We start from the raw sequence: 24,482 nt of genomic DNA, 5'->3' as shown, positions 1-24,482 counted from the left end.
GTCGCTCACGCGTCACTGCAAGAGCTCCGCCCCCCACCCGCTTCAGAAAGTCTGATGAGGTTTGCGAGGATGATGATTGAGCTTGATTTGAACCAGAACGACGCTGATGCCCTCCTGCGCCATTGTCGATCATTCACGCCCGCGAGCGGAGATGCGCGGGAAGATCGAAGGCTGGCTGACGCGGTTCAGGAGCTGGCGGAAGCGATTGAGAGGGGTGCGGCTCTCAAACTCCCCTCACCTGACAATGCCTAGCTACTCCAATAGTAGGCTGCTTGTAGACCTGATCTACTCTCAATACTCCGGCTGATCAGGTCGAGACCGAGCTATTCTCAACCCTCTGACACACGCCAAAAACTTCCTTAGCGAGTCGTGCCCCAGAGCCATCCGCCATTAACGAATGGGCGCTGGGCTTGATCAAGACTGTGGCCAACGCCCAGACGGAGAAATAGATGACCAATGTGCCGATCACCAGCATGGACTTAAAGCGTTTCTCAGCACTTATCGGTGAGTCTCGCAGCCCTATGACGGAGTTTTTTACCCGAGAGATCGGATGGTTTTCCAACCAAGAGGAGACGGTTCTTGGTGTTATCCTGATCGATATTATTGATCGCGATTTCTCCGCCATTTTGCTAGGGAGAGATGCGGTTGGACGGTATCGTTGCATTGACCAGAAAGTGTCAATGGAAACGCCTCGCGACGCACATAGCTGGCTGGTGGACAGAATAACGGCCACGACCTTGAGCGGCCAGGCGGTCTTCCTGCAAGACGATGAAAACGGTGAGGCATTGGATCTGTTTACTCCGGTCAAGGCGGAGGAAAAGCTTCATCCCTACTTCCTCATCCTGTCAACGCAACCTTCCCATGTGGCAGCTAGAGGCATTATCCGAGAAATGATGCCCCACTACGTCGATATCGATGGCAACTTCATCGAGCAATTCCAGACCACCGGGTTTGATGCCAGGATTTGGGAACTGTACCTCAATGCGTACTTGGTGGAAGAAGGTCTTTTCTTGGATCGCAGCCACCATGCCCCTGATTTCATGGTGCAAAAATACGGGCATACCGTTGCGATCGAGGCAACCATCGTGGGGCGTAAAGGCAAGCTGACGGACGCGGACATAGCAAACATCACCCAACTGACGCCTGAGCAGATTCAGGAGAAAACTCGGAATGAAATGCCCATCAGATTCGGCAGCCCGCTCTTCTCCAAGCTGCAGAAGAAGTATTGGGAGCTTGAACACGTTGCTAGCAAGCCTCTGGTCATCGCGATCGCCGATTTTCACGAAAACCAGTCGATGCTGTGGACGTCAACGGCCCTCATCAATTACCTATACGCGGTGCACCACGATCATCACTACGATGAGTCGGGGAAGCTGGTAATTACCTCTCAGAAAATAGATAAGCACATCGTGGGCGAAAAAGAGATTCCGTCGGGATTTTTCTTCCAGCTTGGCGCCGAGAACATCAGTGCAATCATGTTCTCCGCAAGCGGCACCGTCTCCAAGTTCAGCCGCATGGGCAAGCAAGCAGGTTTTGGGGGTGACAACGTTAAGCTCTTCAGAATGGGGACTTACCACGACCACGATCCTGATGCTTCACTGCCGAAAATGTTCACTTATGAGGTCAACGAGGACTGCGCAGAAACGTGGGCGGAGGGCATGAGCATGTTTCATAACCCGAATGCCCTACACCTCGTGCCAGAGGAGTTATTTCCTTCGATCGCTCACCACTACTTCCAGGACGACCGTATCGTGAGCCATCTCCCCGAGTTTCACGTCTATTCCTCAATGACCACGATCCTGAATGTGGTAAGTGACGAAGAGTGGGAGCGCCGAAAGCAAGGCCAGTAGATTCAGGCTTTAGGGGAGCGGTGGCGCGCTGACCCGACTGGGCACGTCATCTGCGATATGGACGACTACGAGGCCAGGCTTGGGGCTGCTTCTACTCTCTGCCAGTCTATCTGCCAGTCAGGCGTTATCAACGGGTGTTCGTTGAGCTTAAACCCCTGGCGCTGACTTGAAGCACTTCTCAACAAACGAATTGGCCTCAAAGAATGCCGGGGCCTGTGACCTCGCCTTTGTCCCACCAAGCCCTGCGTCAATAGATGGCGTGAGGTTCCTCGCACCTAAGCGAGTTATTTGCAACCGGGGGCGCCTTACGTCCCAAGGCTTCATCAAGAAGCCCGCGCCCAACCAGTCGATGGATCTTCTCGTGGGCCCACTGCATTCCGATGTCCTTCTGACGACCCTTCACTGATTCTTGGCAAGCAGCTTTCATGGCCTTTTCCCTCTTCGATTGTTGGGCGGTACTTTCGGCGTTGGAACGTCCCGAGTCGCAGCAACAGGTTCGGCCGGAGACAGGACTGAGCCATCATCATTGCTCGTATAGCTGGCAAGCTCTATCTGCAAGTCGACGATCTGCCTGCTTAGGTCAGCCTCTCGGCCGGTCGCCATTGCGGCCGCAATGTTTAACCCTTTGACCTCTTCACGAAGCCCCAGCACTTGGGCTTGGTGGTGTTCGATGATTGCGCCTGCTTTCGCTTCGGAGAGTGTTAACGCTTGAACCTGAGCGGTGAGCGATTGCACCTGATGGGTTTGCGTATGTAGTGCTTTAGCTTGCTGGCGAGCCTCGCCGATTAGTCGCTCGTTGTCTCGGTTCAGTCGTGTCAGCTCATCCTGTTTGACTACAAGAGTCTCTCGAACCTGGCGGAGTTCTTCCTGGCAGGCCTGGAGCTGGCTTTCATCTCGGCGTTGGTCTTGTTCACGCTGTTCCTTGATCGCCTCGCGGTAGTGCTCTAGGGCGTTGCGCGCATGCACATGTTTTTCTTCCAGGGACTGGATCAGCTCATCCTTTTCGCGGATCCGGCGCTCCAGCTCTCCGCACGTATGGCTCAATCGAGCGTTGCGGCCCAGCTCTTCCCGCAGGGAAGCTTCACTGACTTTCAGCTCAGCAGTTTGAGCCTCCAGCGCAGAGTGCTGGGCCTCGAATTGACGCCTCAGCGTTGTGAGCTCTGCCTGCAAATTCTGATTGCTCGCCTCCAGGGCTCGTACCTGCTCATCGAACTGGGCTTGAGCAACAGAGAGTGTCTCGCTGCCCTCCTCCATAACCTGGTCGAGCAGGCTCTCAACACTTGCTTTAAGGGCGTTGCCAATGCGATCGCGAAGCTCGATGGCTGGGCGCCCTGACGCTTCGAGCTCTTTCAAATAACGCGAAATCGTGGACTTGGAGCCCGTATTTCCCAATTCGATACGCACAGCGTCGATGCTCGGGTGCGTACCCTTCGCCAGCAGCGACTGCCGTGCTTTTTGCACCACAGCCTTATTGATTCCGCCCCGAGCCATGCGTCTCTCCTACAATTTCGTACTGTGTTACATGTCATGTAATTACATGAAACGATCATCAAATTTTAGCTTCATTTACGTTGATATGCTAGGAGTCTATAATGGAGATTATGGCCTCTAGAAAGCCAATTCTGCTATTCGAGCGTCCAGATACCCTGCTCTCGGCGCCAACACTCCGATTTCAAGGTCAAGCGAGATGGACAAGGCGAATCGATACCTACAGGCGGGAACCCGGGAAAACACACGCAAGAGCTACCGGGCTGCCATTGAGCACTTCGAGGTAACCTGGGGTAGCTATCTCCCTACGACAGCAGATGGGATCGTTCGCTATCTCGCCGAATACGCTGACAAGCTGTCACTGAACACTCTCAAGCAACGCCTGGCGGCCTTAGCGCAGTGGCATATCACCCAGGGTTTTCCCGATCCGACGAAATCTCCAAATGTGCGCCAGATGATCAAAGGCATCAGGGTTGTGCACCCCACGAGGGTCAAGCAGGCCGCCCCGCTATTGATCAGGCATTTGGAGCAGGCGATTGAGTGGCTGGAAAGTGAAGCGGCGGCGGCTCTGGAGCGTGGTGACTACAAATCGCTCGTGCGCCACCGCCGGTCGGTCGCAATGGTGCTTATTGGATTCTGGAGAGGATTTCGTGGCGACGAGCTCTCCAGGCTGACTGTTGAAAATACAGAGGCCTCAAGCGGTGAGGTGATCAGCTTTTACTTGCCTTACACCAAGGGTGACCGCGCTCATGAAGGCCAAACCTTTCAAACGCCGGCGCTGACAAAGCTCTGCCCTGTCGAGGCGTATATCAATTGGGTTACTGTCGCCGGACTCGCCAAAGGGCCGGTGTTCCAGCGTATCGACCGGTGGGGGAACCTCTCAGGCAAAGCCATTCAGCCGCACAGTCTCATCCCGCTACTGCGCCGTATCTTCAAGGAAGCTGGCCTGCCCGAGGCGCTCTACACCAGCCACTCGATGCGCCGGGGATTTGCGACTTGGGCGTCGGCGAATGGCTGGGACATCAAGGCGCTAATGGGCTATGTCGGGTGGAAGGATATGAAATCGGCTCTGCGCTATGTAGATTCCAGCATGTCTTTTGGAGGCTTGGCCGTGCGCTCTGCCCCCAAGCGGTTGAACGACGATTAGTTTTCTCCACCTTCCGGCCTGCTCGCCCGCCACACATTGTCGACCGTCAAGAGCGCCCTGCCCATCAGTCAGATTTGTGGGGACGTTTAGTGGCGCTAATCTTCTTTCTGAAATTATCTCCCACTAACCATTCCAAGCGGACTACCTCCAGAGCAAGAGCATCTCGGTGCATGGTTACCTCGGTATGCATTCGTACCAACGACTGAATGTCGTACGCGCGAGCACAAGCTGGTTCTGAAGTTCGCCAATTTCCGCAGCGAGCATATGCGATTGATGCTTCCAGCAGTCCAGTGCCGAGGACGTGCCGCCATCCTCAAATCCGTCGCAATCGATGAGATCGTTTATCACCACAAGCCTCCCAAGAGTACAAATGTTCTCGGGGTAGGATAAAGGCGACTACTGGTTGGATCATAGTATCCAGACCAAGGGCCTTGGTGCCTATTCGCCGGTTAATGAGCTACAGTTTCCTGACTCAAGGTGGCTCACTGCCATCGCCTTACCTCAGGGACGACCCAATGCGTATCCAGCATCTGGAGCTTGCCAATTTCCGTAAGCTCAAATCCGTAAGAATCGACTTGGCGGCCGAAGCCACCCTTCTAGTGGGCGCCAACAACAGCGGTAAATCATCAGCAATGCTGGCACTACGCAAATTCTTGGTTAAGCCGACGACGTTCCGACTGCAGGATCTCACCCTCTGCCATATCGCCACGCTCGATGCGATTGGCCAGGAGTGGGAACTGGCCGATGACAGCTTCGCTATTCCAACATCCAACGCTTGGGCTAAGTGGCTGCCAACGTTGGACGTTTGGATACGAGCAGCTCAGGGCGAGCTCCACCACATCCGCGACCTGATTCCGAATTTTTCCTGGTCAGGCGGCATGGTAGGTATGCGATTTCGGCTGGAGCCTGATGATCTTCCAACGCTCTACTCCGACTACCGAAAAGAACGGGCACGGGTCGCTACACTCCTGGAGGAAATTGAAAATCAGGCTGCGGATGGCCAAGTGCGCCCGACCCTCCAATTATGGCCGCAGAACCTGCATGACTACCTCAACCGGCGCTTGGCCAAGGCGTTTAAAGTGCGTTGGTACCGCCTTGATCCAGATAAGCTTTCGCCACCTAACGCAGAAACCAGGACTGCCAATCTTCAGCCGCTGAGTGATATGGCAATCCCGCTGGAGCGGAATCCCCTACTTAACTTGATCAGAGTTCACGAGATCAATGCGCAGCGCGGTTTCGGGGACAGCGCCGATGAGGGACAAGACGAAAGTAAACCCGGAAGCGGCAGGAAGCTTTCTGAACAGTTACGCACTTATTATCGTCGCCACCTTGACCCCGGTGATAGCCCGGATGTGCATGACCTAGAGGCACTGCGGGCGATTGAGGCGGCTCAAAGTGCCTTCGACAGCAGGCTCTCTGTCAGCTTTGCACCAGCACTGAGAGAGGTCGCAGGCCTCGGCTACCCGAACAACAGCGACCCGAACATCAAAGTAGCAACTCGTCTCGCGCCAACAGACGGAATGGATCATGAGGCGGCTGTACTATTTGAGTTGGACTCTGTCGCAGGAGCACCAGGGGAACCGCGCCTGAGCCTCCCCGAGACATCCAATGGCCTTGGCTACCAAAACCTCATTTCCATGATATTCCGTCTCATGGCGTTTCGAGATGACTGGCTTAGGAAATCTCGTACCCCTGAGGAGCGCAGCGCCGCCAACGTTGAGCCAATCCATCTCGTACTGGTCGAAGAGCCTGAGGCTCACCTGCACGTTCAAGTGCAGCAAGCCTTCATCAAGCATGCGTACCACGTGCTGTGCAACGATCCTCTACTTGAGGAGTTTCCAAACCTGAGAAGTCAGCTGGTTGTGAGTTCCCATTCAAGCCATGTCGCGCATGAAATCGAGTACGAGCACCTTCGTTACTTTCGGCGGCTCCCATCTGGGATGGCGAATATCCCGATACCGGTATCCACGGTCTCGAACCTGAGCACGGTGTTTGGCCAACCCGGGAAGACCAAGGAATTCGTCACACGATACCTCCGGGCGCATCATGCCGATCTTTTCTTCGCTGACGCGGTAATCCTGGTCGAAGGCGCAGCGGAGCGCATGATCCTTCCCCATTTCCTGCGCCAGCATTTCAAGTTCCTCGACCAGTGCTACATCACTATTCTCGACATCGGCGGAAGTCATGCTCATCGCCTCAGACCACTGATTGATGCCCTGGGGATTGCGACCTTGGTAATCACTGACCTCGACGCAGGAAAAGCCAAGGCGGCACAGCCAGTTGCTCGGGGGGCCGGGCAAATCACGAATAACCCTACCGTCCGCCACTGGATGCGCGTGGTTGGACGTGGTCATGATGTGGATACATTGCTAGACCTCCCTGCCGAGCAGAAGGTGGAAGAGATCGATGCGCTCTATTCGATCAGAATCGCCTACCAAACCCCTATCACCATTCGTCTGCCAAAAACCGGAGCACAAACCGAGGCCTTGCCCAATACATTTGAGGACAGCTTGGTATTGAGCAACGTCGAGCGTTTTGCTAGAAAATCACGTCGTGGGCTGATGCGTGCGTTCAGCGAGGCCATCCAGACCGCCGACACGGCTCAAGTACTGGGTGAAGCGTTGTTCGAGAAGCTGCGTACAGGCGACAAGGCAGAGTTTGCCCTGGAGATCCTGGGCGATCCAGAATTCAGTCAACTCGTGGTTCCCACTTACATCCGTGAAGGCCTGACCTGGCTGCAGTCGAAGCTGGAACTCAAACGCAAAGACCTTCTGGTGGTTCCACCCGCAATCGTCGAGGTGACAGAAGAATGAGTCCGTCAGCGCCGGAGCGCGATAACCCCATTCGTGATGCTGACGACATTATCCGAGAATGCCTGGATCTGGATCACCCACGTAGTTTTTTCCTCTACGCCGGCGCGGGGTCGGGGAAAACCCATTCTCTGGTAACCGCTGTCAGGGAGCTGAAATCACGCGCGCAAAAGAGACTGACCTTCGAAGGACGTCAGGTTGCGATCATTACCTACACCAACGCAGCATGCGAGGAGATTGCTCGCCGGCTGGAGCATGATCCCTTAGTGGTCGTTTCAACCATCCACGCATTTTCATGGCGAATGATCCAAGGTTTCAATGACGACATTCGCGATTGGCTTCGCACCAAACTCGCTGAAAGCATCGAGGAACTGAAAGACAAAATCGCAAAAGCTCGGGATCCCAACAATAAAACCGCTCGCGCCAATCGTGCATCTCTAGAGAGTAAAACGCGCCGACTTGCGGGGTTAGATGAGGTTCTCAGCTTCACCTATAGCCCCACCGGAGAAAATCGGGGACGCCAAGCCTTGAACCACGCCGAGGTCATTCAGATGGCGGCTGCATTTATCCAGCGTCCACCTTTGCTGGACGTGATGGCCGATCAGCATCCTGTACTTCTAATTGACGAAAGCCAGGACACCTACGGCCCTCTCATGGACGCGTTCCTGACCGCTCAATCGCTGATCCCGAATCGGTTTTGTCTTGGGCTATTGGGCGACACCATGCAGCGGATTTACAACGATGGTAAAGAGCAACTGGAACAGGCAATACCCGCCGAGTGGGCCACCCCCGAAAAGCCAGTAAATAGAAGGTGTCCAACGAGGGTAGTGGAGCTCATCAACGTCATCCGCAGCGCCGCCGATGATCATCAACAGGATCCAAAGCCTGGTGCGATTCAAGGGTCAGTGCGCATGTTCTGTACCCGGCAACCTGCAAATGGCGGCTTTGAGTTGGAGAGCCAGATTGCTCAACGAATGGCGCAAATTACAGGCGATGAGCAGTGGGCAGCAGGAGCATCTGAGCGCAAAACACTGATCCTTGAGCACAAAATGGCCGGTCGGCGCCTAGGATTTGAGGGCATTTTTACTCCTCTTTACGCAGTTGAGCACCTGCGTACCAGCCTGCTGGATGGAACGCTGCCGATTCTCAAATTGTTCTTCGACGGGGTAATGCCGATTTTGGACGGCGCCAGGAGCAGCGAATTCGCACTCATGGAAGCTGTGCGGATGAGATCACCTCTCCTCGACAGTGAGCACATGAAAGCGGCCCCTGATCAGTTGGGGTTACTTCAACAAGTCGGTGCCGGTTGCCAAACCTTGTGCGATTTGGTTGCAGGCAATGATCCATCTTTGGCCGATGTCGTGCTGGTGCTGGCGGAAACAGGTCTACTCGAAATACCCGATCGTCTCGTAGCTGCCCTGGCACAGGGTGTGACTGATGAAGAACCGCCCGAGACAGCTGATCGTGAAGCACTTGAAGTACACGCCTACCGTATCCTGTTGGGACGCCGATATTCTGAAATGGTGGCATTCGCTGGATACGCTCAGGGCTTGTCACCCTTCGATACTCACCAGGGTGTCAAAGGCTTGGAGTTTCCACGAGTCATGGTGATTCTCAATGATGAAGAGGCCGGAGGGTTCCTCTTCAGCTACGAAAAACTGTTGGGCGTTAAGGCTCCGTCCGACAGTGATATCAAAAATCAGCGCGCTGGAAAGGATGATGCGCTATCCCGAACGCGCCGCCTGCTTTACGTCACCTGCAGCCGGGCAGAGAAAAGCCTGGCGATTGTGGTTTATACAGCTCAACCGGAAATCGCCAAAGAGCGCGTAGTCGAGGCTCGTTGGCTCGAAGCAGACGAGATAGAGATCATCTGAGCCGCTAGGTTGGGCCCTCTCCGCCTCGCGCACCCCGATGCGCTAGCGGAGAGCGCTGACCGTTGACGGGCCCAGCCCACGCCGTTCTGTCCACGGCTTGTATCTCAAATCAATGGCTGTTGTTCAGGACAACCATCTCAGCGAACTCCAGTAGGCTCGTCATCTGCCCGGCTCCCCTACGACCGAGGTGGTGGCCTGCGATGCCCACGGCCGTTGGGCCATCACGATCACATCGGATCGAGTCGCCGATCATATGCACCACGTCCCCGGATCCGAACGCGGCACCTGGGTTGACTCCCAGTTGATCACACGCCCATTTGTAGATCTGAGGCTCGGGCTTGAGGAAGCCCAGTTGATAGCTGTATGCGTAGACATCAAGGTTGGGGAACAGGCTACTTACGACTGCACCATAGGGCTGAGCGAGATTTGAGCATATGGCGATGGCCACGCTGTGTTTTTGCAGCAATTCGATGCCGGTCAAAGCATCCGCATAGGGTTCCATGCTGGCCAAATCGGTATCCAGCACTGCCTGAATTTCAGCCAGACGCCCCTGAGACAGATGGATACCCAGGTGCTCCGCCGCGCCCTCAAGGCCGCAATCCAGCGTCATTACGAGACGGGCATCATTTGGCGTGGAACGTCGTCCTTGGCGAAGCCCCTCCTTGAACAACAGGCGATAAGGTTGAACCGATGCCTGGCTGGAAAGGATTGTTCCGAACGCATCCGAAATCACTGCTTTGATCGTCATGATGTCCCCGACTTAGGATCAGGCTCCAAGCATACTACGGGTGCCAGTGGTGCGGATCAGCGAACCGAGGCTTGCGACAGCGAGCAGTGACTCATGGCGACTTGAAGTGACGTCAGTACCCCTATCGCCGGCGAGCCACACCGCAACGTGCGTTATTGCAGGGAATAGATTTCCACTCCATCATCGGCGTGAAAGCGTTGAGTAATCTGCCTCGACGCACGACTGACCGTGAGTAGAGTCAATGAGCATTACGGATAGCGGCGCATTCATCCGAGAGGTCAAGAAGGCCCCTCAGATTTTCTACACCATTCACTACTCCTGCCAGAGCCTGTACGACGATAACGAAGGCCTCTCTCCCCGCATCACCTCCATTGCCATTACGCACTACGCGACCGGTCAGGCCGTTAGTTTTTCGACGCATTCCATCGCTGAAGAGCTTCGAATCGGGCGTGAGGACGTTCTCGGGAATTTCGACGCGGTAGAGCTCCAGTTGCTAACCGGTTTTTATCAGTTCGTCCGTGACAGGCGCGACAAGTACTGGGTGCACTGGAATATGCGAAACCTTACCTACGGATTCGAACACCTTGAGCATCGGTACCGAGCATTAGGCGGAAGGGATGCGTCCGTCATCCCCGTGGAGCGCCGGCTGAATTTGAATGACCTACTGGCCGACCGCTATGGCTCTGATTATGCGCATCACCCCAAAATGAAATCCCTGATGGAGCTCAACGGTGGCATTCCCCGGCATTTTCTTGAGGGCAAAGAGGAGATCCAGGCCTTCGAAAACAAAGAGTTCATCAGGATGCATAACTCAACCTTGTCAAAGGTAGGGTTTCTGAACTCCACCATCCGGAAAATGGTAACCGGAAAACTTAGAACCGCTTCAAGAGGTTTCGGCGTTGCGCTTGACCGTATTTTCGAAGGCAGATCAGCGAAAGCGATTGCCCTCGTCGGCGCGCTGATCGGGATTGGTGTTGGAGTTTGGCAGTGTATTCTCTGGTTCAAGGACGTTTAGCAAGCGTCCCAGCTGCGACTTGTGCATAGTTGATGCACAGTTGTCATTTACAGAGTAGCCATTCTAGGGATCACCTAGGCTCCTGAAAACGCGCGCATCATGCATCGCTGAATGATCAAACAATTGCCGCCTACTGGAGGTGGCTAGGAATATGTAAACCATGAGCACTGATGCAGAATTCGACGCTATTAAAAGCCTAGGCCGCGTGGCCTTACCTCGTAGCAATACCTACCTGTTTCGTTTGGGTATTGCCTTGTACGGTTTCGCCTCGATCGCCAGTTTCATGGCCGAGGTTACCTGCCACCTTGATCCCACTTTGAACCGGACGAAGCTTGAGGAGCAGATGGGCGCAGGCTTGCTTAACGCCTTTCGAAAGGCAGTGGAGAAAGGGGCTCTGTCCTACCCCGATGTCGTCGCACCCGGACAATTGGCGGCTGACTTGTTTCAGGCGATGAACGCCGAACGCTCAGACATTGTCCATGCCTACCCCATCACCAATCCTGAGGGTGAGCAGATCCTCCATCGCCGCAAGGACAGTCAAGGCAAATACTTCGAAGTGACCGATGTGCTCCTGGACAGTTTCAACTCACGCTTGCACGAGGTAAGTCTGCAACTTTGCGCCATACGCAGAATCTTGAGGCCTGATCTGGGGGACTGAGCAGGCAATTACTGCTAACCCACCGGTTGACCGGACTCATAAGCCTCAACTGCGTTTCAGGTCATCAGTCGCTGAGCAGAAACCATGGCACTCGATCGGGGAAGATCAGTGATGCGCAGATGGCACCGATCCGCGTTGCAGGATTTTGCAGCGATGTATCCTGAAGCATCTGGGGCCTGCATGCTTCCTCCCAGCGCTGCACGACATCCGCCACCTTCCATACCTTCTGGCCGACCTGGAAGACGTGATTTATACCATTACGAACGAATGGCTGGCTGAACTCCAGGTAGCTTTGCGGAAGGAAGATGTTGAGGTGTGCGTGATCGAGGCTTGCCAGGTTGTAATCCAGCTCTTCCTCAAGGGAATGACGACGGCTGATGAGCAGGACAAGCGCCAAGGTCTCCGAGGGTGAGCTGCTCAAACGCTTCAACTCGGCGGGATCTTTGTCGGCGCGTGCTTTGAGATAGCCGAAAACGTTCTCTGCCGACAACATCGGCTGGGCAAGTCGACCCTCGTGCTCAACGAGCGCGTTAGTCAGCGTACTGACGACCAATTCCCCAAGGCCATTCGCGTCATCCGTATTAATGGCAGTAAGGAAGGCGGCCCAGTACGGTGCTTCGTCTTCACTCATGCCCGCACAGGCGCTAGCGTAGTGCTCCACCAGGGGGGCACTCATTTGCTCCAGAGCCTCTCTGAGATTAGCGTCACTGACACCAAGCTCCCGAGCCAAGTGCACAGCTGCGCCTGCCCAGCCTAAAATCCGAGAAATGCGCTGCGGGAGGTAGAACAGATCGGGGATGCCATGCCGTGACAGCGAACAAGGATTTTCTCGAAGCCCATTGACGATGTCCCACAGCCGGTACTCAATCTCTGTAACGATCTCGTGAGCGAGTCCCAGAATGCAGTCGCGAGAGGCATTGTCCTTCTGGGACGACTGAAGGAGCAGCGCTACGCACGTTGCGCTCAGTTCGACCCGAGAAAAGCTATTGGTGTGGCGCCCTGCACCCTTCTCCAAGGATTGCCAAATGCCGCCGATAAACGCGCCGGCTGCGTTGGGTATGTCGGCCAGGCGATCAACGCACGTGGAAAGGACAGGAAAAAGCTTTTCGGCGGTGAGTTCATGTTCCGGGGCAAACATCAGCTTGTACAGCTCGGCGGAATGAGCACTGATGGCTTGTCCGGCCGGGGACACGGGGGAGATGCCTGTAATCCCCAACAAAGAGGACGCGGGATTGTCGGAAGCATGCGGATTGCCGAACAGCGGCATATGACCGTATAGGTTGACGCCCCACACGGATGGCATCTGTCCTCCCCGGGTCTGCTCCGACACGAACTGTGCAGCTGGTCGACCAATATCCAGTAAATCGAGAACGCCCGCTCGCGATCCGGTATCGATCTCGCCACTCAACACTTTGAGCAGTGCAAGGGTTCCACACCCGCCTTGACTGGTTTCGCTGGCGTACTGATCTGCCGCTGACGATACAAAAAACGACACGCCAAATGTCTTGGCCTTACCAATCACTTCAGGCTTGAGCAAGATACCGAGGTTGGACACCATGCCACCGGCGTGGCACGCATCAATGATCACATTGCAGTGGGCAGCTTTGAGTTCGTTAAAGTATTCGAAGAGTCGACTGAGCGCAAAACCCGTGGTGGAGAGACGATCTGCACGGGTGTCGCTGAGGCAGAGAAAATAGCTGTCGTTGGCCTCACCGCCATGCCCGGCGAAAAATAGCGTGAAGCTGTCGATTTCATCGTACTTGTCCTGAATCTCAAGCAGCATTGCATCCAACTGACTCCTGACAGGAGAGCGTAGCAAGTACGCGTCCTCTGACTGGATGCGACTCAAGGGCCCTATCGAGAGTGCAGAGTGGATTGAGATCGCGTCATGCTCAGCCCCGGACAATTGGCTGAGCGATGGAGATTGGTAATTGTCACAACCGATGCACAGCAAAACCCTGGCGCCCATCATTCGCCCCTACTACGAAATTTAGATTTTCGCGCGGCTTCTGCTGCCAACGCCTGGGTGATTTTGATCTTCTTCACCTCCTCGACCCTGGCGAGCAATTCTGGGTCATACAGCGAGGGATCCGTGTTAAGGCGCTTCGCGAGGTTGGGATGCATGCGAAATTCTGGAAGCGATACCTGACCATCCCGATCAACCGAGTATTCGACTGTTTCGATAGCCTTGAGCATCTGTTCGCCAAGGCTGGACGCGGAACCATCGATGACATTGCCATGCTCTTCGCAGGTGTCGGAGAGCATCTTGTAGAACGCCTTGGCGTAGCTGTCGGCCATGCTGCTGGATATTTCATCAACCGTGCTTTCAATGACGTCTAGCCGCCCCCCCATGATGTCCTCAAAGCGCAATCTTGTTTCGTGCTCGATCGTCTGCATCTGGTCGACGCGATCAGGATCGTAACTGTGGTGCGACTGCCACGAACCACCGTGACTGAATCGCTGGACGTTATCTCCTCCACTGACCTGTCTTTGTGCCCGGTTGAGTTTTTCTCCGGTGGCTTGCATGAACGTCTTCATGACGATTTCTGCTTGCGCATCAAAGGGGAAAGGATGGGCTTTATCCCTCATGTCTGACTCCTGACTGACCATGCGCGAATTATTAGACGCCATGATTCAGAGAGATCTTTCCAGCTCCCTCTTCGTGGCATGGCAATAGTATGACCAATCCTCCACTCAATGCGCTGAACAACCTCCATGGAATGAAGGGGTGGCAATGGATGGAAATTGAAGGCTGAAAGCAACTCAAGCTCTCCTGCGCGCCCGAGTCGCCTTGCCTCCAACCTTCTGGTTTTGAGGCCCGCTACACGCGGAACCTTTTTTTGCCGTATCGATTGCCTGTATACCGAGCTTTCTTCACGGGCTTTTTCTTGGGAGGCTTGTAATCGCACTCCGGGAAGTTGGTGCATCGAACGAACGGGCCGTTCTTGCTCTCCTGCACGACCAAGTCGCCGACGCAGCAACGGGGGCATGGATGGAGCCTGACCGGAGCTCCGTGTACGTCCTCAACCTGAAGCGCACTGTCGCTCGCCAGTTCCTTTATGAAAATCGAGACCTTGCTCGCAACGGTGTACATCACCACTGTACGTCTAGCCCGGGTCAACGCAACGTAAAAGAGGCGGCGCTCTTCTGCGAACGGATAAGAATCCCCATTGGGCATGACGAGACCAAGGACTGGGTCGTCAGTCATGGTGCTGGGGAAGCTGCGGCCACGCTTCATGCTCACCATCGATGGCAAGATCACGTAGTCAGCCTCGGTACCCTTGGAGCGATGTACGCTTAAGAATGACACTTCAATAAATTGACCGAAGCGCGCCTTCCAGTTGCCGGGGACGAATTTGATCTCTTTGTTGTACCTTCCGAGAATGCAAACCTTGATCAACCGGTCATCTGCTTTAGGGATCGTACCATCTTTCAGCCCAGCTACCAGGCTTTCCAGGAAGCTGTTGATGCCGTGATCAATACTATCTGCATCCGGCACCATTACCGCCTTAAGCGCAGGCCCCACAGCGGGAGTCTTCGAGTACACCGTCTTAGTCAGCTGCACCGGGTTTCTACTCACGAAGCGGCTGGATACGTCACATAAAGCCTGGGGGCACCTGAAGGTCTGCTCCAGCTTCAACAACTGACCAGATCCAAAGTACTCCCTGAACTCAGTCATCACCGACACGTCAGCGCCGGCGAATCTGTTGATGGATTGCCAGTCGTCGCCGACAGCAAAGAAGTGGCGACCCGGGACGCTCACCAGCGCCCGACAAAGGCGCGCTCTCGCTTTTGATGCGTCTTGAAACTCATCGGCCATGACCAACCGGAAGTTCGGTACGCATCTGCCCTGCTCCACATGCTCGGCGGCCTGCACCAGCATGTCCTCGAAATCGAGACCGTTATCATCCTTGAGGGCATTGTTCCACGCTTCCATAACCGGCCAGAATATGTCGAGGAACATCTTGTAGCGATGTTTGAACAACCCCATAGGAAGCTCATCCACCCGCTTGAGCAACTCATCTTCCGTCAGGCAGTTACTTTTGACATGGGCGATGAAGGTGCGGATGAGACCAATCAGCTTGGTAGTGGATAGCGGCGGCTGGCGGTCTGGGGGAACGGGACGATCAGGGTTTGGGTCGAGCTCAATCCCCCGGCTGGTGAGTTCCTGCGTGAGATGTTCAACCCACGTGTTCTGTCGGATTTGGTGCGATGTTGTTTCGATCAGATGGGTACCACGCTCACGGTGCAGCGCGCGCTTCCATAGCGCGTCTTGCAGATACCCCTCGAAGTGCCCCGGTGGCTGTCCCTGCTCGTCCAAAGCAAAATGCTCGTGATACAGGCCAATCTTTGGGTAGTAAAAGTCAGGACGGTACTGGCTATGAGTCGCAGTAGCCGTGTCATGCTCGTAGGGGCGCTCATAGACGTACTCGACACCGTTATAGTGGAGCCAGTTCGCAATCATGCACTCCTCCAGGCTCTTCACCGGATCACCTTGGATCGGATTGAGCCGGCCAGCTTTTGTCCCGGCCTTTGGAGGTGCTTTCATGGATTTAAAGTCGGGAAGATCCCGACCGAACACTAGGCGGAACAGATCCCAGCGACTGCGGAATGCCACCGAGTTGTCCTTGAGATGATCGACCAATTCCTCCAGCTTCTTAAATGCCAACGGCTCTTTTACAACCCACTCAGGAACTCGTGGTTTCTTTTTGGTGGCATAGCCAATGATGGCGAGGCCGAGCCGGTGGAACGTCTTGGCGCGTACCGTGACGCCCTCCATCTTCAGCCGCTTGAATGACTCCTCAGCGCGCTCCGCCAGCTCTTTGGCTGCATCCTTGTTGAAGGCCAGCATGACGATTTCTTTTGGCTGAAAAAAACCTCGATCAATCGCGTACGCTGCCTTGGCAACCATGGTAGAGGTCTTGCCGGAGCCCGCTGAGGCCGCAACCAGAACGCGATTATCAAAGCAGATCACCGCCCGCGCCTGCTCATCGTTCAGAGGCCGCTTTTCGACCTTTGACAGGAGCGGTTCACAAGCAACGAGTTCTCGTTTGATGTGTTCTTTGTTGAACTCGCGCCACTTAATGCTCCAGTCCGCTCGCCAAAAAGTAAGCACGCGCTCGATATCTTCAAGGCGAATGCGAAGAGCAACCCTCAAGTCATGGTCTTGAAGTAGCTCATTCAAATCTGTCTCAGGGATTCCCAATCTTGGCCTGGTTGCCTGCAAACCCATCTGCTGCTCATGAGTTACCCATCGCCGCTGGGCCATCGCATCATTGAAGATACGAGCAGCTTCCCCAAGCCAGTCTCGAATCTGCATGTACGCGATTCGAAAGCGTTCATGCCGCGCCAGGGTGCGTTTCTCGGCCTCACGCAGCGTCTCCTCGCGCAATCGGTCGTGGGCCTTGGTGACATCTTTTATGACCGCGTTGAGCCCCGAAACTGAAGCTTTCGGTAACCCGCCTACGCTGCCGCCCGGGTAACTCACTCGGCCCGAGAACAGACCTCTTGTCGCTTGCATGCTGGATACTTCGTCGGATCGAATCACAACGCGCTCGCCATGAACATCCAGCTCAAAAAAACCGTCTGCAAGACGCAGTGACCATGGTGGTGACATCGACAGTATTCGGCCGAAAAACGAAGGGCCCCAAACGTATTCCTTACTCAAACCTTCCTCCGTTACGACGATTGATCGCGAGCGAACAATTGCTCGTGCCCCTGTGGGATCGTCATTCATACCTTAAAAAAGATCCGGCCCCAACGGCCCAAAATTAAACACCGACCCTAATGAGCCACCCTGATGGATCATAGAGTGGGTTGAAGGCAGAGCAGCCCTGCATCATGAGTTTCGGCCAGATCATAGCGATGGTGATCAGTCACAGTGCCCTGCGGTTCGGTTAACGACCCTATCAACTTCCAGTTGCCGATCTGCAGGCGTACGCATGGCTATAACCGATAATCAACGAGCTCTGCCGCCAATCGACGTATCTCGTCCGCCGCATGCGATTCGGGAGAGATATCCAGGACGGAATCGAAGTACGAAAAACCCTCCATGAATGGTTGGTCATAGTTGTATTTGTCGATCACGACTTCATGAGCGTTGGTCAAGTGAGTCATCAGGCGAGTCAAAGGCAAGGACTTGATGTCCTTGAGAATATGTTCTCGGAATTTACTGGAGCTGAGCCGCTTTGCTTCCAGCCCTTCTACCAGCGCAGGAGGAATCTCCAAGCCTCCACAAAACTCCTCTAATTCTTGGCTTCTGCCACCGACATCATTGCGCGTGACTAACCCATAGCATCTCGGTGTACGGCGTCCGCCCTTGCTTGTGAGCAATCGCACATTCAATCGCTGGGCGCTATCCACTGATTGATGGCATGCGCTGTCGATAATGATCACAACCAGGTCTGAATGGGCACGAATGAGGTCGACCTTGAGATTGAGGTCAAGCAGGACATAGTCATAGTCAGCCTTGATGTCCTTGAACATTCTGGAGGATGCAATCCTTTCGACCATTGAACCCAGCGTTCCACCCATTTCGAACTCCAGTCCGCTGCGATCCATGGGGGATCCATGATCCACGATGTGTCGCAGTCGCTTGGTGAAACTGCTTTTTTCGGCCACGCTAAAAAATACGTCTGTATAGCCAAAGAAGTCGACACCGGCAGCCAGTGAATGGGCCTTGGGGTGCTTCCCATTTGAAGCGTCATCCTCATAACAACAGTCGTGCGTAATGATTGCGACGTTGCTTCCTCGCTCCACCAAACATGCTGCTACATCAACGGTAATGGGCGACTTACCGACCCCTCCCTTGAGAGATGTAATGCTCAGCACGCGGGCTGATCGCGCAACCTTAAGCAGCTTGGCGATGTTCGAGGGCATCGAAATGCCCGATCGGTCAAAAAAATTTCGTACGACGCTTTTGCGCGGTGAGCGCTGACCCTGCTCGTAATATCTCCAGGTTCGTTCGCTCACGCCTGCGCATTCTGCGGCCCTGAATCTGGACATCGAATGTTCGATCCGGGAATTCATGAGCGCAGTGGCCAGTGGGGACATAGCAATTCTCCTTGTCTGTCGAAACAGCCTAAGGGTTTGCGAGACGAGAAAAAAGATGGCACAGAGTTCCGCAGGATTCGCGCGCAAAGGGCACTAAATTAGTCGAGGGCAGAGTACCAAGCGTGATCGTTGGATTGATCTCGTAAGAGGATGGAAGAAGGGATGGAGATGAACCTGACCACCCTGATGTGGGCCAGCGTCGCACGTGGACAATCACTCAGGCTCAAACCACCGAGCATCAGGTGATCATGCCGGCGTCAGCGACTACATCGACTTAACGTCCACCACCTCGACGTAGCGAAATTTCTTCCGGGCAGCCTTCACCGCCTCCTGCTCCGCCAGCAACTTGCTCAGGGTGTCGGCTTGATGGATCAACTCAAACATCTTACCTTCGTATTCGTTGCCGACCATCAGGGTCACTTGCAACCTGGGTGTGAAGGCCTTTGCCGCCTTCTTCTGCAAAGACGCCTTCGGTTTCTCGAACACGAGTTCACCAGTCGCCTCCGGCACTGGTGGAGGCGTCACCGGCGGTGCGGGCTCAGCATCACCAAAAAGCGCCCTGCGCATTTCCTCTTCACTTAGATCTGAAGTCATCGTAATTCTCGGCGGGGTCATCTTTAGATAAGCAGATTCTACTAGGATTGCTGCACACGGCTATCGGCGATGCTCACGGGGGTGACGCTCAACCAGGCTGCTCGTCAGAGCCCGGCTAGCTGCGCAGCATGCGCAGATTTCTGGATTGAGAGACCGATCGCGATGCGCCATGCGTAGTCATGCTTCCGGATCGTGTGGGCAGCATTGGACGTTTACTACAAACTGACCAGTCGTCTACCAACTTGTAGACAGTCGTCTATCCGCCACACGTGCCCCCACTCCCACCCTATGGCCCCGGTGTACAATCACGATTACAACTTCCCGAAGCTGAGCATAAGCACTCAATGAGCAAAAGCACCGCGATCGCCAGCCTGGATCACGAATTTTCAGAGACCTGCAGGAGCGCCTGCGCCGATTATCTTAAGTACTTGGACACACTCCTCGTCCCCGTTTTTGAAGAGCTCAGAAGCCACTCTGATAACCGCAGCCTGAAGCTGCATCAGGTTATCGGGGCCAATCTCTGCGCCGCACACGCTATCGACTACATCATCGCTATCCGGCGCGCGCTCGGTTTAAAGGAGGGCCGGGGAGCTCTGATCCAGGTGTTTGACGCTGAATATGCAGTTGCTGGTGCTCGGATCCAGGGCGGAAAGATGACGCTAGTGGATGCAGTAAACAACGCCATGAAACATATACGCATTGAGCCGAAGCGCTATGAGGAATTAATTCAGCAGTACGGCCAGGTCAGCTTCGAATGCTTAGTCGAGGACGACGGCAGGATCCTTTGCCTCCTTGACGGATTTCGATTTGACTACGTCCGAGTCGTGCTTCTTCCGGTCTTGGAAGCCCTATGCACTTGGCACTTCGAAGACGAGGAGGCAGTAGCGGAGTTCGCCCGAGGCGGTATGGAAGACATGGATTTCGGAGCGCACAGCGGGATCGATGACGACGACCCGATTGATGCCCTGATCAACGCTTGCAACCCCACGTGCATAAACTGCGATGAGGGTGAAGAGGATTGCCAGTGTGCGGAGTACGTGTTCGCTGGTGAAACAGGGGAATTTGAAGCCCGGTTTGCGACCAGTGCAGAGCTTGACACCCTCCTCTACGCAGTGTCCGGCGCTTACCGGCGCGACAGGTTAGTCTGAGCAAGTACCTCAGAGGAATTCAAGAGGGCGCGAATTCCTCCGCATTTTGGTTGCAAGCTAGTACGAGATCGCTTCCGCAGCGTACTGATAGGAGCGGCAGCGTGCGACAGGGTCATAAATCCTGTAATCGATCATCACCTCATCGGCGCCCTTCTGCTTGATGAAGTCGGTGAGTAACTCCCCGATCGCTTCCTTGTCACCGATGGTTGAGTATTCCAGCGTTCGCGCAAGGTCGTACCGGCGGACGTCGTTCAGACCCGCCAAGTACCCGTCGATCGGTTTGCTTAGCGGCCCAGGTCGGCCCATGTGCAACTGCGCAAACCAATGCCTGTGCGACGCACTCGTCATCACTGCACGACAACACCATGAGATGCTAAATCACTGATCAAGGTCTTGCGGCGCAGCATTTTCGGGAGTTTGAAAATATTCCTGTAGCTGTAAAAAAGGAACACAGGAATAAGCAGCAAACCAATACCGTACGTGGCTGTGCCAACAATCACACCTGCGGGTACTGCCGCCAACCCGTACACAATGCCCTTCAGGAAGGTCGATTTGGCAACGAGTCGCATATGATCAAGGTCGTACTCAACCTTCCCATTGCCCTTTTCAAATGCCACAAGCACGATTGATTTTTTTCCTAAATGCTTGAAGAACCAAGTTATGGGGGTATCAGTAGTCATCGCACCATGTCTCTTGAGGTAGTTCAGCATCACAACCTCTTTGAAGTGGTAAGTATTTCCTTCCTCATCTTCGCATCGCACCATTGTAAAAAGCGCGTCAATATCTCCGCTCGCTTTCAGACTGAAATTCTTGACAATAACTGTAATTTTTTTGAGTTCCGACATACCTTTCCTTAAATATTTGTGGAACGTTATCTGCTGGAAGTTAGCTGTATAAAAGTTTCGTGACAGGCAAGTGCGCCCTTAGTGCATGACATAGATTGCCAATCACAAAAGTTCAGATACTGATACAACTAGTCAGCCAGCCTGCCTCGTGGATCTAGCCCCCTGCCCCGCGCTGGTACTGCAGCACAGTGGCTTCAAGCGTCTCCAGCATCACGTTCCGGAAGCTCGGTGACGATGACATAGTGATCATCGCCGCTCCGGCTACGCACCAGCGTGAAGCCGCCGCGCTGCTCGACAGCGCGAACCGATGGAGTAACGACAGTCATGCCATCGCTAATCGTTCCTGACTGGTCTCTGTAGACAGTGGCCGCGTAGCGATCGCCTACCCGCGCTGCGTTTACTAAATAACCATCGACGGTCACGCCCCACCCTATGGTGCTCGCCCGTACAACCCCTGTTGGGAGTTCGATCAATTCACAGGCACTCACGCTGTTCTCCATACCTCATACAATTTCAATGATTTTGCCTGGGTCAAATCCGCAGACTTCACCTGGATAACCTCGTTGGTTCGACACCAGTCGGCACCCGCCCAATACGGTGTCGATGGAGTAATGGGTATGGCCGAACGCCCAATAGTCGGCCCGCTCCACCAAGGAGTGCCATCTGTTGTAGTACGCAGCGCTGACATGCCCATCCTGCTCATCGCCCGCTACCTCAGCCATTGGGGCATGGTGAGTGACGACAAATGTTTTCCCCGTGAATGGCCGGCTCAACTCCTGGCTAAGAAACCCCCGCGTGGCGTGGTTCTTGGCAATGAGGTCGGCCGGCCGCAGGCGCCGGTAATTCGAGTCGGCCCTGATCATTTTGAAGTCGTTCATCACACGGCTGCATTCCATCGACGCAGCGACCGTATTGCCCGTGGCTGAAAAATCCGTCCACGCAGTACCCACCAGGAACCTCACGTTTCCCAGGGTCAAGGCTTCGTTCTCCATCACGTGCACGTGGGGGGCGGCCGCAGCTTTCATCTTCTCGATTGTTCGATCAAGATGCCCTTTGTAGCACTCGTGGTTGCCTACGCAGTAAACAACTGGGGCCTTGAAGGTCTCATTTGCCCACAAAACGCCTCTTGCTTGTAGATCAATGTCGCCGGCGAGCACCACCAAATCCGCCGGCACATCTGGTGGGATGAACCGGTCAAATTCGTTATGCAGATCTGAGTAGATGAGGACTTTCATGGGAATTGTGGTTTTGGCCTTGCTGCATGGGTGTGGCTTGCAGAGTCAACCCCGATTCACCGCATGTCCGAGCGGAAATTCGGTTTATGCGTATATTGGGAGCGCCTGCTTGGATGGGCGCGCGCCGGCAAGCAGCGAACACCTCGTCAACTAATGTGACTATAGGCATTTGCGTATGACAAAGCAAATTCAGCATATCGTTCCGTTTACACGGAAACGTCTATGTCGCTCCGAACCGCTTACGCCTCTGCCCTGAAATTCTTACGCACCCGACGAGAGGCTTCTCAGCAGGCGTTGGGCCAGGCTGCCGATCGCTCCTACATCAGCCGGCTGGAAGCGGGTACACGCTCGGTGACGCTCGACGTCAGTCATTCCCTTGCCAAAGCGCTGGAGGTGGATCCTCTAACGCTCTTGCTACTGGCTTACGCTGCTGAGCGAGGCCAGACGCCGCAACAGGTGCTTGAACACTTGGCGAGTGACCTCAGCGCGAATGGGCTGTTGTCCAGTGAGATCCCTTCGCAACCTGCCGACGCCCCCCACCCAGTGGCTGCTGCGGCTAGAGAGCTAAATGTAGAAATCAAGGAGCTCATCGATCAGGGGCTGAGCCAAGCTGAGATTGCACGACTGCTCGGTGTGAGCAGACAGGCCATAAGCAAGCACGTGAAGAAGATGTCTTGATGCTCATTCGGCCCAGTTGCTGAGAGCTGACGGATAAGGTTAGACCCTGTAGGGTCACTGCTGACCTGAGTTAGATTCGGCCAGCAGCTGGGAATTGTGGTAGTTATTGCTTTCTGAAGCGGGCGCCGGTAGTTCTTAACGCACTGCGCGCTGATTCCGCATCTGGGGCTTCTTAGTTTTTTCTTTCTGATTTTTTTCAGATTGTATAGCACGACCAGGATCAATTAATTTCATGATGTCCAAGGCACTAAAGTCATAATGCTGAGCCAGTTTATCAAGCTCGCCTAAAAATCGTGCAGCCTTAACAACTTCCGGATCACGCAAGAGAGGTGCAATGGCCTCGTAATCCATGGTGATACGATTGCTGAGAGCAATGAACTCTTCAACATTAGTCATTGAGTTTCTCCCCGACGCGGCTTTCAGACTCTACCGAAGCCACTAATGGGCGTTCGTCACTAGCGCTTCGTCCAGAACCTGACTCGTAAAATTCTCCATTTCCACCATCAGTATTTACGGGAGCAGTATGTTTGTCTGACAACCCAGGGGACAACGCCTCAAGTCGCTGGATCATCTCCAGCAGCTTGGCATTTGTCCTGGCTTGCAGCCCATCAGCATCAACACCTAAGCCACTGTTCTCCTTCTCATACCTTGCCAAAAGCAGCTCAAACACTTGGCTCAGGGTATATCCGTAATCCTTGGTGAGGGCTTCCAGTTGGAGGTAGAACTCCACGTCCAGCTTGTAATCGAGGCCCTCCTGCTCCTTTTTCAGACGGCGCAAGGCTTGCTCAAGCTCGTACTCCTTGAGTCGGTACTCGACAAGCGTATGTGTTCTGACCATCTGCTACTCCTGCATGCCATACGAACTTGGGAGGAGACGCGCCCAGTATAATAGCATTGAGAATCTATAAAAACCCTTAGAAGCTTAACGAAAATTACCAATTAATTCAGTGGGTTGGATTTTCATGAGTGGCTCCGCTACCTTTCGTCGGATTAAAAATGCCAGCATCATTGGCCCCCGTAGCGCATCATGAATAGCGCTCAAGATCATAAAAACGTCCGGATCCCACTGTTACCTAGCCTGTAGCAATGGGAGAGGAACGGCCGACTAGGGCTGGATCGCAGGCCTTCCGTGCATTCTGTCAATTTATGAATAATATGAGGTAAAGGATAGGCCAGCGCTGCTAGGTGTGCAGGCTATTCATTTCCCTTCTCGGATCGCGCAAAACAACCCTCCACACCGGCAATCGAGTTTTCACTCCTCACACCTTACACACGTCTTAATACTTAAATATCAATATGTTAATGCTGGCACCAAAGGTCGATTGTTGCCGGCCATCGA

Annotated in this window: 21 protein-coding genes; 8 read left to right on the top strand and 13 right to left on the bottom strand. The window is 54.4% G+C overall.

Annotated features, from left to right (window positions below; translation table 11 throughout):
* Positions 1–449 precede the first annotated feature (449 nt).
* Complete coding sequence (locus DOCECA_RS09250) at positions 450–1,850, top strand: hypothetical protein (protein WP_445571818.1); 1,401 nt, start codon at positions 450–452, stop codon at positions 1,848–1,850.
* Positions 1,851–2,273: 423 nt separating this feature from the next.
* Here the strand turns inward: DOCECA_RS09250 and DOCECA_RS09245 are convergent, their stop codons facing one another.
* Complete coding sequence (locus DOCECA_RS09245; protein WP_445571817.1) at positions 2,274–3,341, bottom strand: DNA-binding protein; 1,068 nt, start codon at positions 3,339–3,341, stop codon at positions 2,274–2,276.
* Between the two features lie 196 nt (positions 3,342–3,537).
* Between DOCECA_RS09245 and DOCECA_RS09240 the strand changes: the two genes are divergently transcribed.
* The 3 genes from DOCECA_RS09240 to DOCECA_RS09230 all read left to right on the top strand — a co-directional run bounded on the left by DOCECA_RS09240 (position 3,538) and on the right by DOCECA_RS09230 (position 9,169).
* Complete coding sequence (locus DOCECA_RS09240; RefSeq protein ID WP_445571816.1) at positions 3,538–4,485, top strand: tyrosine-type recombinase/integrase; 948 nt, start codon at positions 3,538–3,540, stop codon at positions 4,483–4,485.
* Between the two features lie 515 nt (positions 4,486–5,000).
* Positions 5,001–7,298 carry an AAA family ATPase gene (locus DOCECA_RS09235; protein ID WP_445571815.1) on the top strand — a complete coding sequence of 766 codons (2,298 nt, stop codon included), beginning with the start codon at positions 5,001–5,003 and terminating at the stop codon, positions 7,296–7,298.
* Positions 7,295–9,169 carry a UvrD-helicase domain-containing protein gene (locus DOCECA_RS09230; RefSeq protein WP_445571814.1) on the top strand — a complete coding sequence of 625 codons (1,875 nt, stop codon included), beginning with the start codon at positions 7,295–7,297 and terminating at the stop codon, positions 9,167–9,169. Before DOCECA_RS09235 ends, DOCECA_RS09230 begins: the two co-directional genes overlap by 4 nt.
* A gap of 109 nt (positions 9,170–9,278) precedes the next feature.
* Here the strand turns inward: DOCECA_RS09230 and DOCECA_RS09225 are convergent, their stop codons facing one another.
* Positions 9,279–9,917, bottom strand: a complete 639-nt coding sequence (locus tag DOCECA_RS09225) for an HAD family hydrolase (RefSeq protein WP_445571813.1) — start codon at positions 9,915–9,917, stop codon at positions 9,279–9,281.
* 241 nt (positions 9,918–10,158) lie between these two features.
* Here DOCECA_RS09225 and DOCECA_RS09220 point away from each other — a divergent pair, with 241 nt between their 5' ends.
* Positions 10,159–10,932, top strand: coding sequence for a hypothetical protein (locus DOCECA_RS09220; protein WP_314399582.1), 774 nt, complete (start codon positions 10,159–10,161; stop codon positions 10,930–10,932).
* 160 nt (positions 10,933–11,092) lie between these two features.
* Positions 11,093–11,590, top strand: a complete 498-nt coding sequence (locus DOCECA_RS09215) for a hypothetical protein (protein ID WP_445571812.1) — start codon at positions 11,093–11,095, stop codon at positions 11,588–11,590.
* 64 nt (positions 11,591–11,654) lie between these two features.
* On the opposite strand, the gene DOCECA_RS09210 is transcribed toward DOCECA_RS09215, so the two are convergent.
* From DOCECA_RS09210 to DOCECA_RS09190, 5 genes are all read right to left on the bottom strand, one after another.
* Complete coding sequence (locus DOCECA_RS09210; RefSeq protein WP_445572155.1) at positions 11,655–13,559, bottom strand: caspase family protein; 1,905 nt, start codon at positions 13,557–13,559, stop codon at positions 11,655–11,657.
* Entirely contained in the window at positions 13,559–14,179 is a 621-nt protein-coding gene (locus tag DOCECA_RS09205) for a hypothetical protein (protein ID WP_445571811.1), read from the bottom strand. The genes DOCECA_RS09210 and DOCECA_RS09205 overlap by 1 nt, the downstream gene beginning before the upstream one ends.
* Before the next feature lie 232 nt (positions 14,180–14,411).
* Positions 14,412–17,258: a UvrD-helicase domain-containing protein gene (locus DOCECA_RS09200; protein ID WP_445571810.1), complete on the bottom strand. Its 2,847-nt coding sequence runs from the start codon at positions 17,256–17,258 to the stop codon at positions 14,412–14,414.
* A gap of 278 nt (positions 17,259–17,536) precedes the next feature.
* Positions 17,537–18,643, bottom strand: coding sequence for an AAA family ATPase (locus DOCECA_RS09195; RefSeq protein ID WP_445571809.1), 1,107 nt, complete (start codon positions 18,641–18,643; stop codon positions 17,537–17,539).
* 264 nt (positions 18,644–18,907) lie between these two features.
* Positions 18,908–19,237 (bottom strand): hypothetical protein, encoded by a 330-nt coding sequence (locus tag DOCECA_RS09190; protein ID WP_445571808.1) that lies wholly within the window; start codon positions 19,235–19,237, stop codon positions 18,908–18,910.
* A 344-nt stretch (positions 19,238–19,581) separates the two neighbouring features.
* Here DOCECA_RS09190 and DOCECA_RS09185 point away from each other — a divergent pair, with 344 nt between their 5' ends.
* A complete protein-coding gene (locus DOCECA_RS09185) occupies positions 19,582–20,385 on the top strand; it encodes a hypothetical protein (RefSeq protein WP_445571807.1) in 804 nt (267 codons plus the stop codon).
* A 57-nt stretch (positions 20,386–20,442) separates the two neighbouring features.
* Here the strand turns inward: DOCECA_RS09185 and DOCECA_RS09180 are convergent, their stop codons facing one another.
* The 4 genes from DOCECA_RS09180 to DOCECA_RS09165 all read right to left on the bottom strand — a co-directional run bounded on the left by DOCECA_RS09180 (position 20,443) and on the right by DOCECA_RS09165 (position 22,465).
* Positions 20,443–20,649, bottom strand: a complete 207-nt coding sequence (locus tag DOCECA_RS09180) for a hypothetical protein (RefSeq protein WP_281881656.1) — start codon at positions 20,647–20,649, stop codon at positions 20,443–20,445.
* 83 nt (positions 20,650–20,732) lie between these two features.
* On the bottom strand, positions 20,733–21,230 hold the full coding sequence (locus DOCECA_RS09175; protein ID WP_445571806.1) for a hypothetical protein: 498 nt from the start codon (positions 21,228–21,230) through the stop codon (positions 20,733–20,735).
* Positions 21,231–21,424: 194 nt separating this feature from the next.
* Positions 21,425–21,556, bottom strand: a complete 132-nt coding sequence (locus tag DOCECA_RS09170; protein WP_256576552.1) for a hypothetical protein — start codon at positions 21,554–21,556, stop codon at positions 21,425–21,427.
* A gap of 177 nt (positions 21,557–21,733) precedes the next feature.
* Entirely contained in the window at positions 21,734–22,465 is a 732-nt protein-coding gene (locus DOCECA_RS09165; protein ID WP_445571805.1) for a metallophosphoesterase, read from the bottom strand.
* Between the two features lie 222 nt (positions 22,466–22,687).
* Between DOCECA_RS09165 and DOCECA_RS09160 the strand changes: the two genes are divergently transcribed.
* Positions 22,688–23,143 (top strand): helix-turn-helix domain-containing protein, encoded by a 456-nt coding sequence (locus DOCECA_RS09160; RefSeq protein WP_445571804.1) that lies wholly within the window; start codon positions 22,688–22,690, stop codon positions 23,141–23,143.
* A gap of 135 nt (positions 23,144–23,278) precedes the next feature.
* Here the strand turns inward: DOCECA_RS09160 and DOCECA_RS09155 are convergent, their stop codons facing one another.
* Positions 23,279–23,539: a hypothetical protein gene (locus tag DOCECA_RS09155; protein WP_445571803.1), complete on the bottom strand. Its 261-nt coding sequence runs from the start codon at positions 23,537–23,539 to the stop codon at positions 23,279–23,281.
* A complete protein-coding gene (locus DOCECA_RS09150; RefSeq protein WP_414880915.1) occupies positions 23,532–23,981 on the bottom strand; it encodes a hypothetical protein in 450 nt (149 codons plus the stop codon). Before DOCECA_RS09150 ends, DOCECA_RS09155 begins: the two co-directional genes overlap by 8 nt.
* Between the last annotated feature and the right edge of the window lie 501 nt (positions 23,982–24,482).

Source organism: Pseudomonas sp. E102 (assembly GCF_052660185.1).
This window is presented reverse-complemented; position numbering and strand designations above follow the sequence as displayed.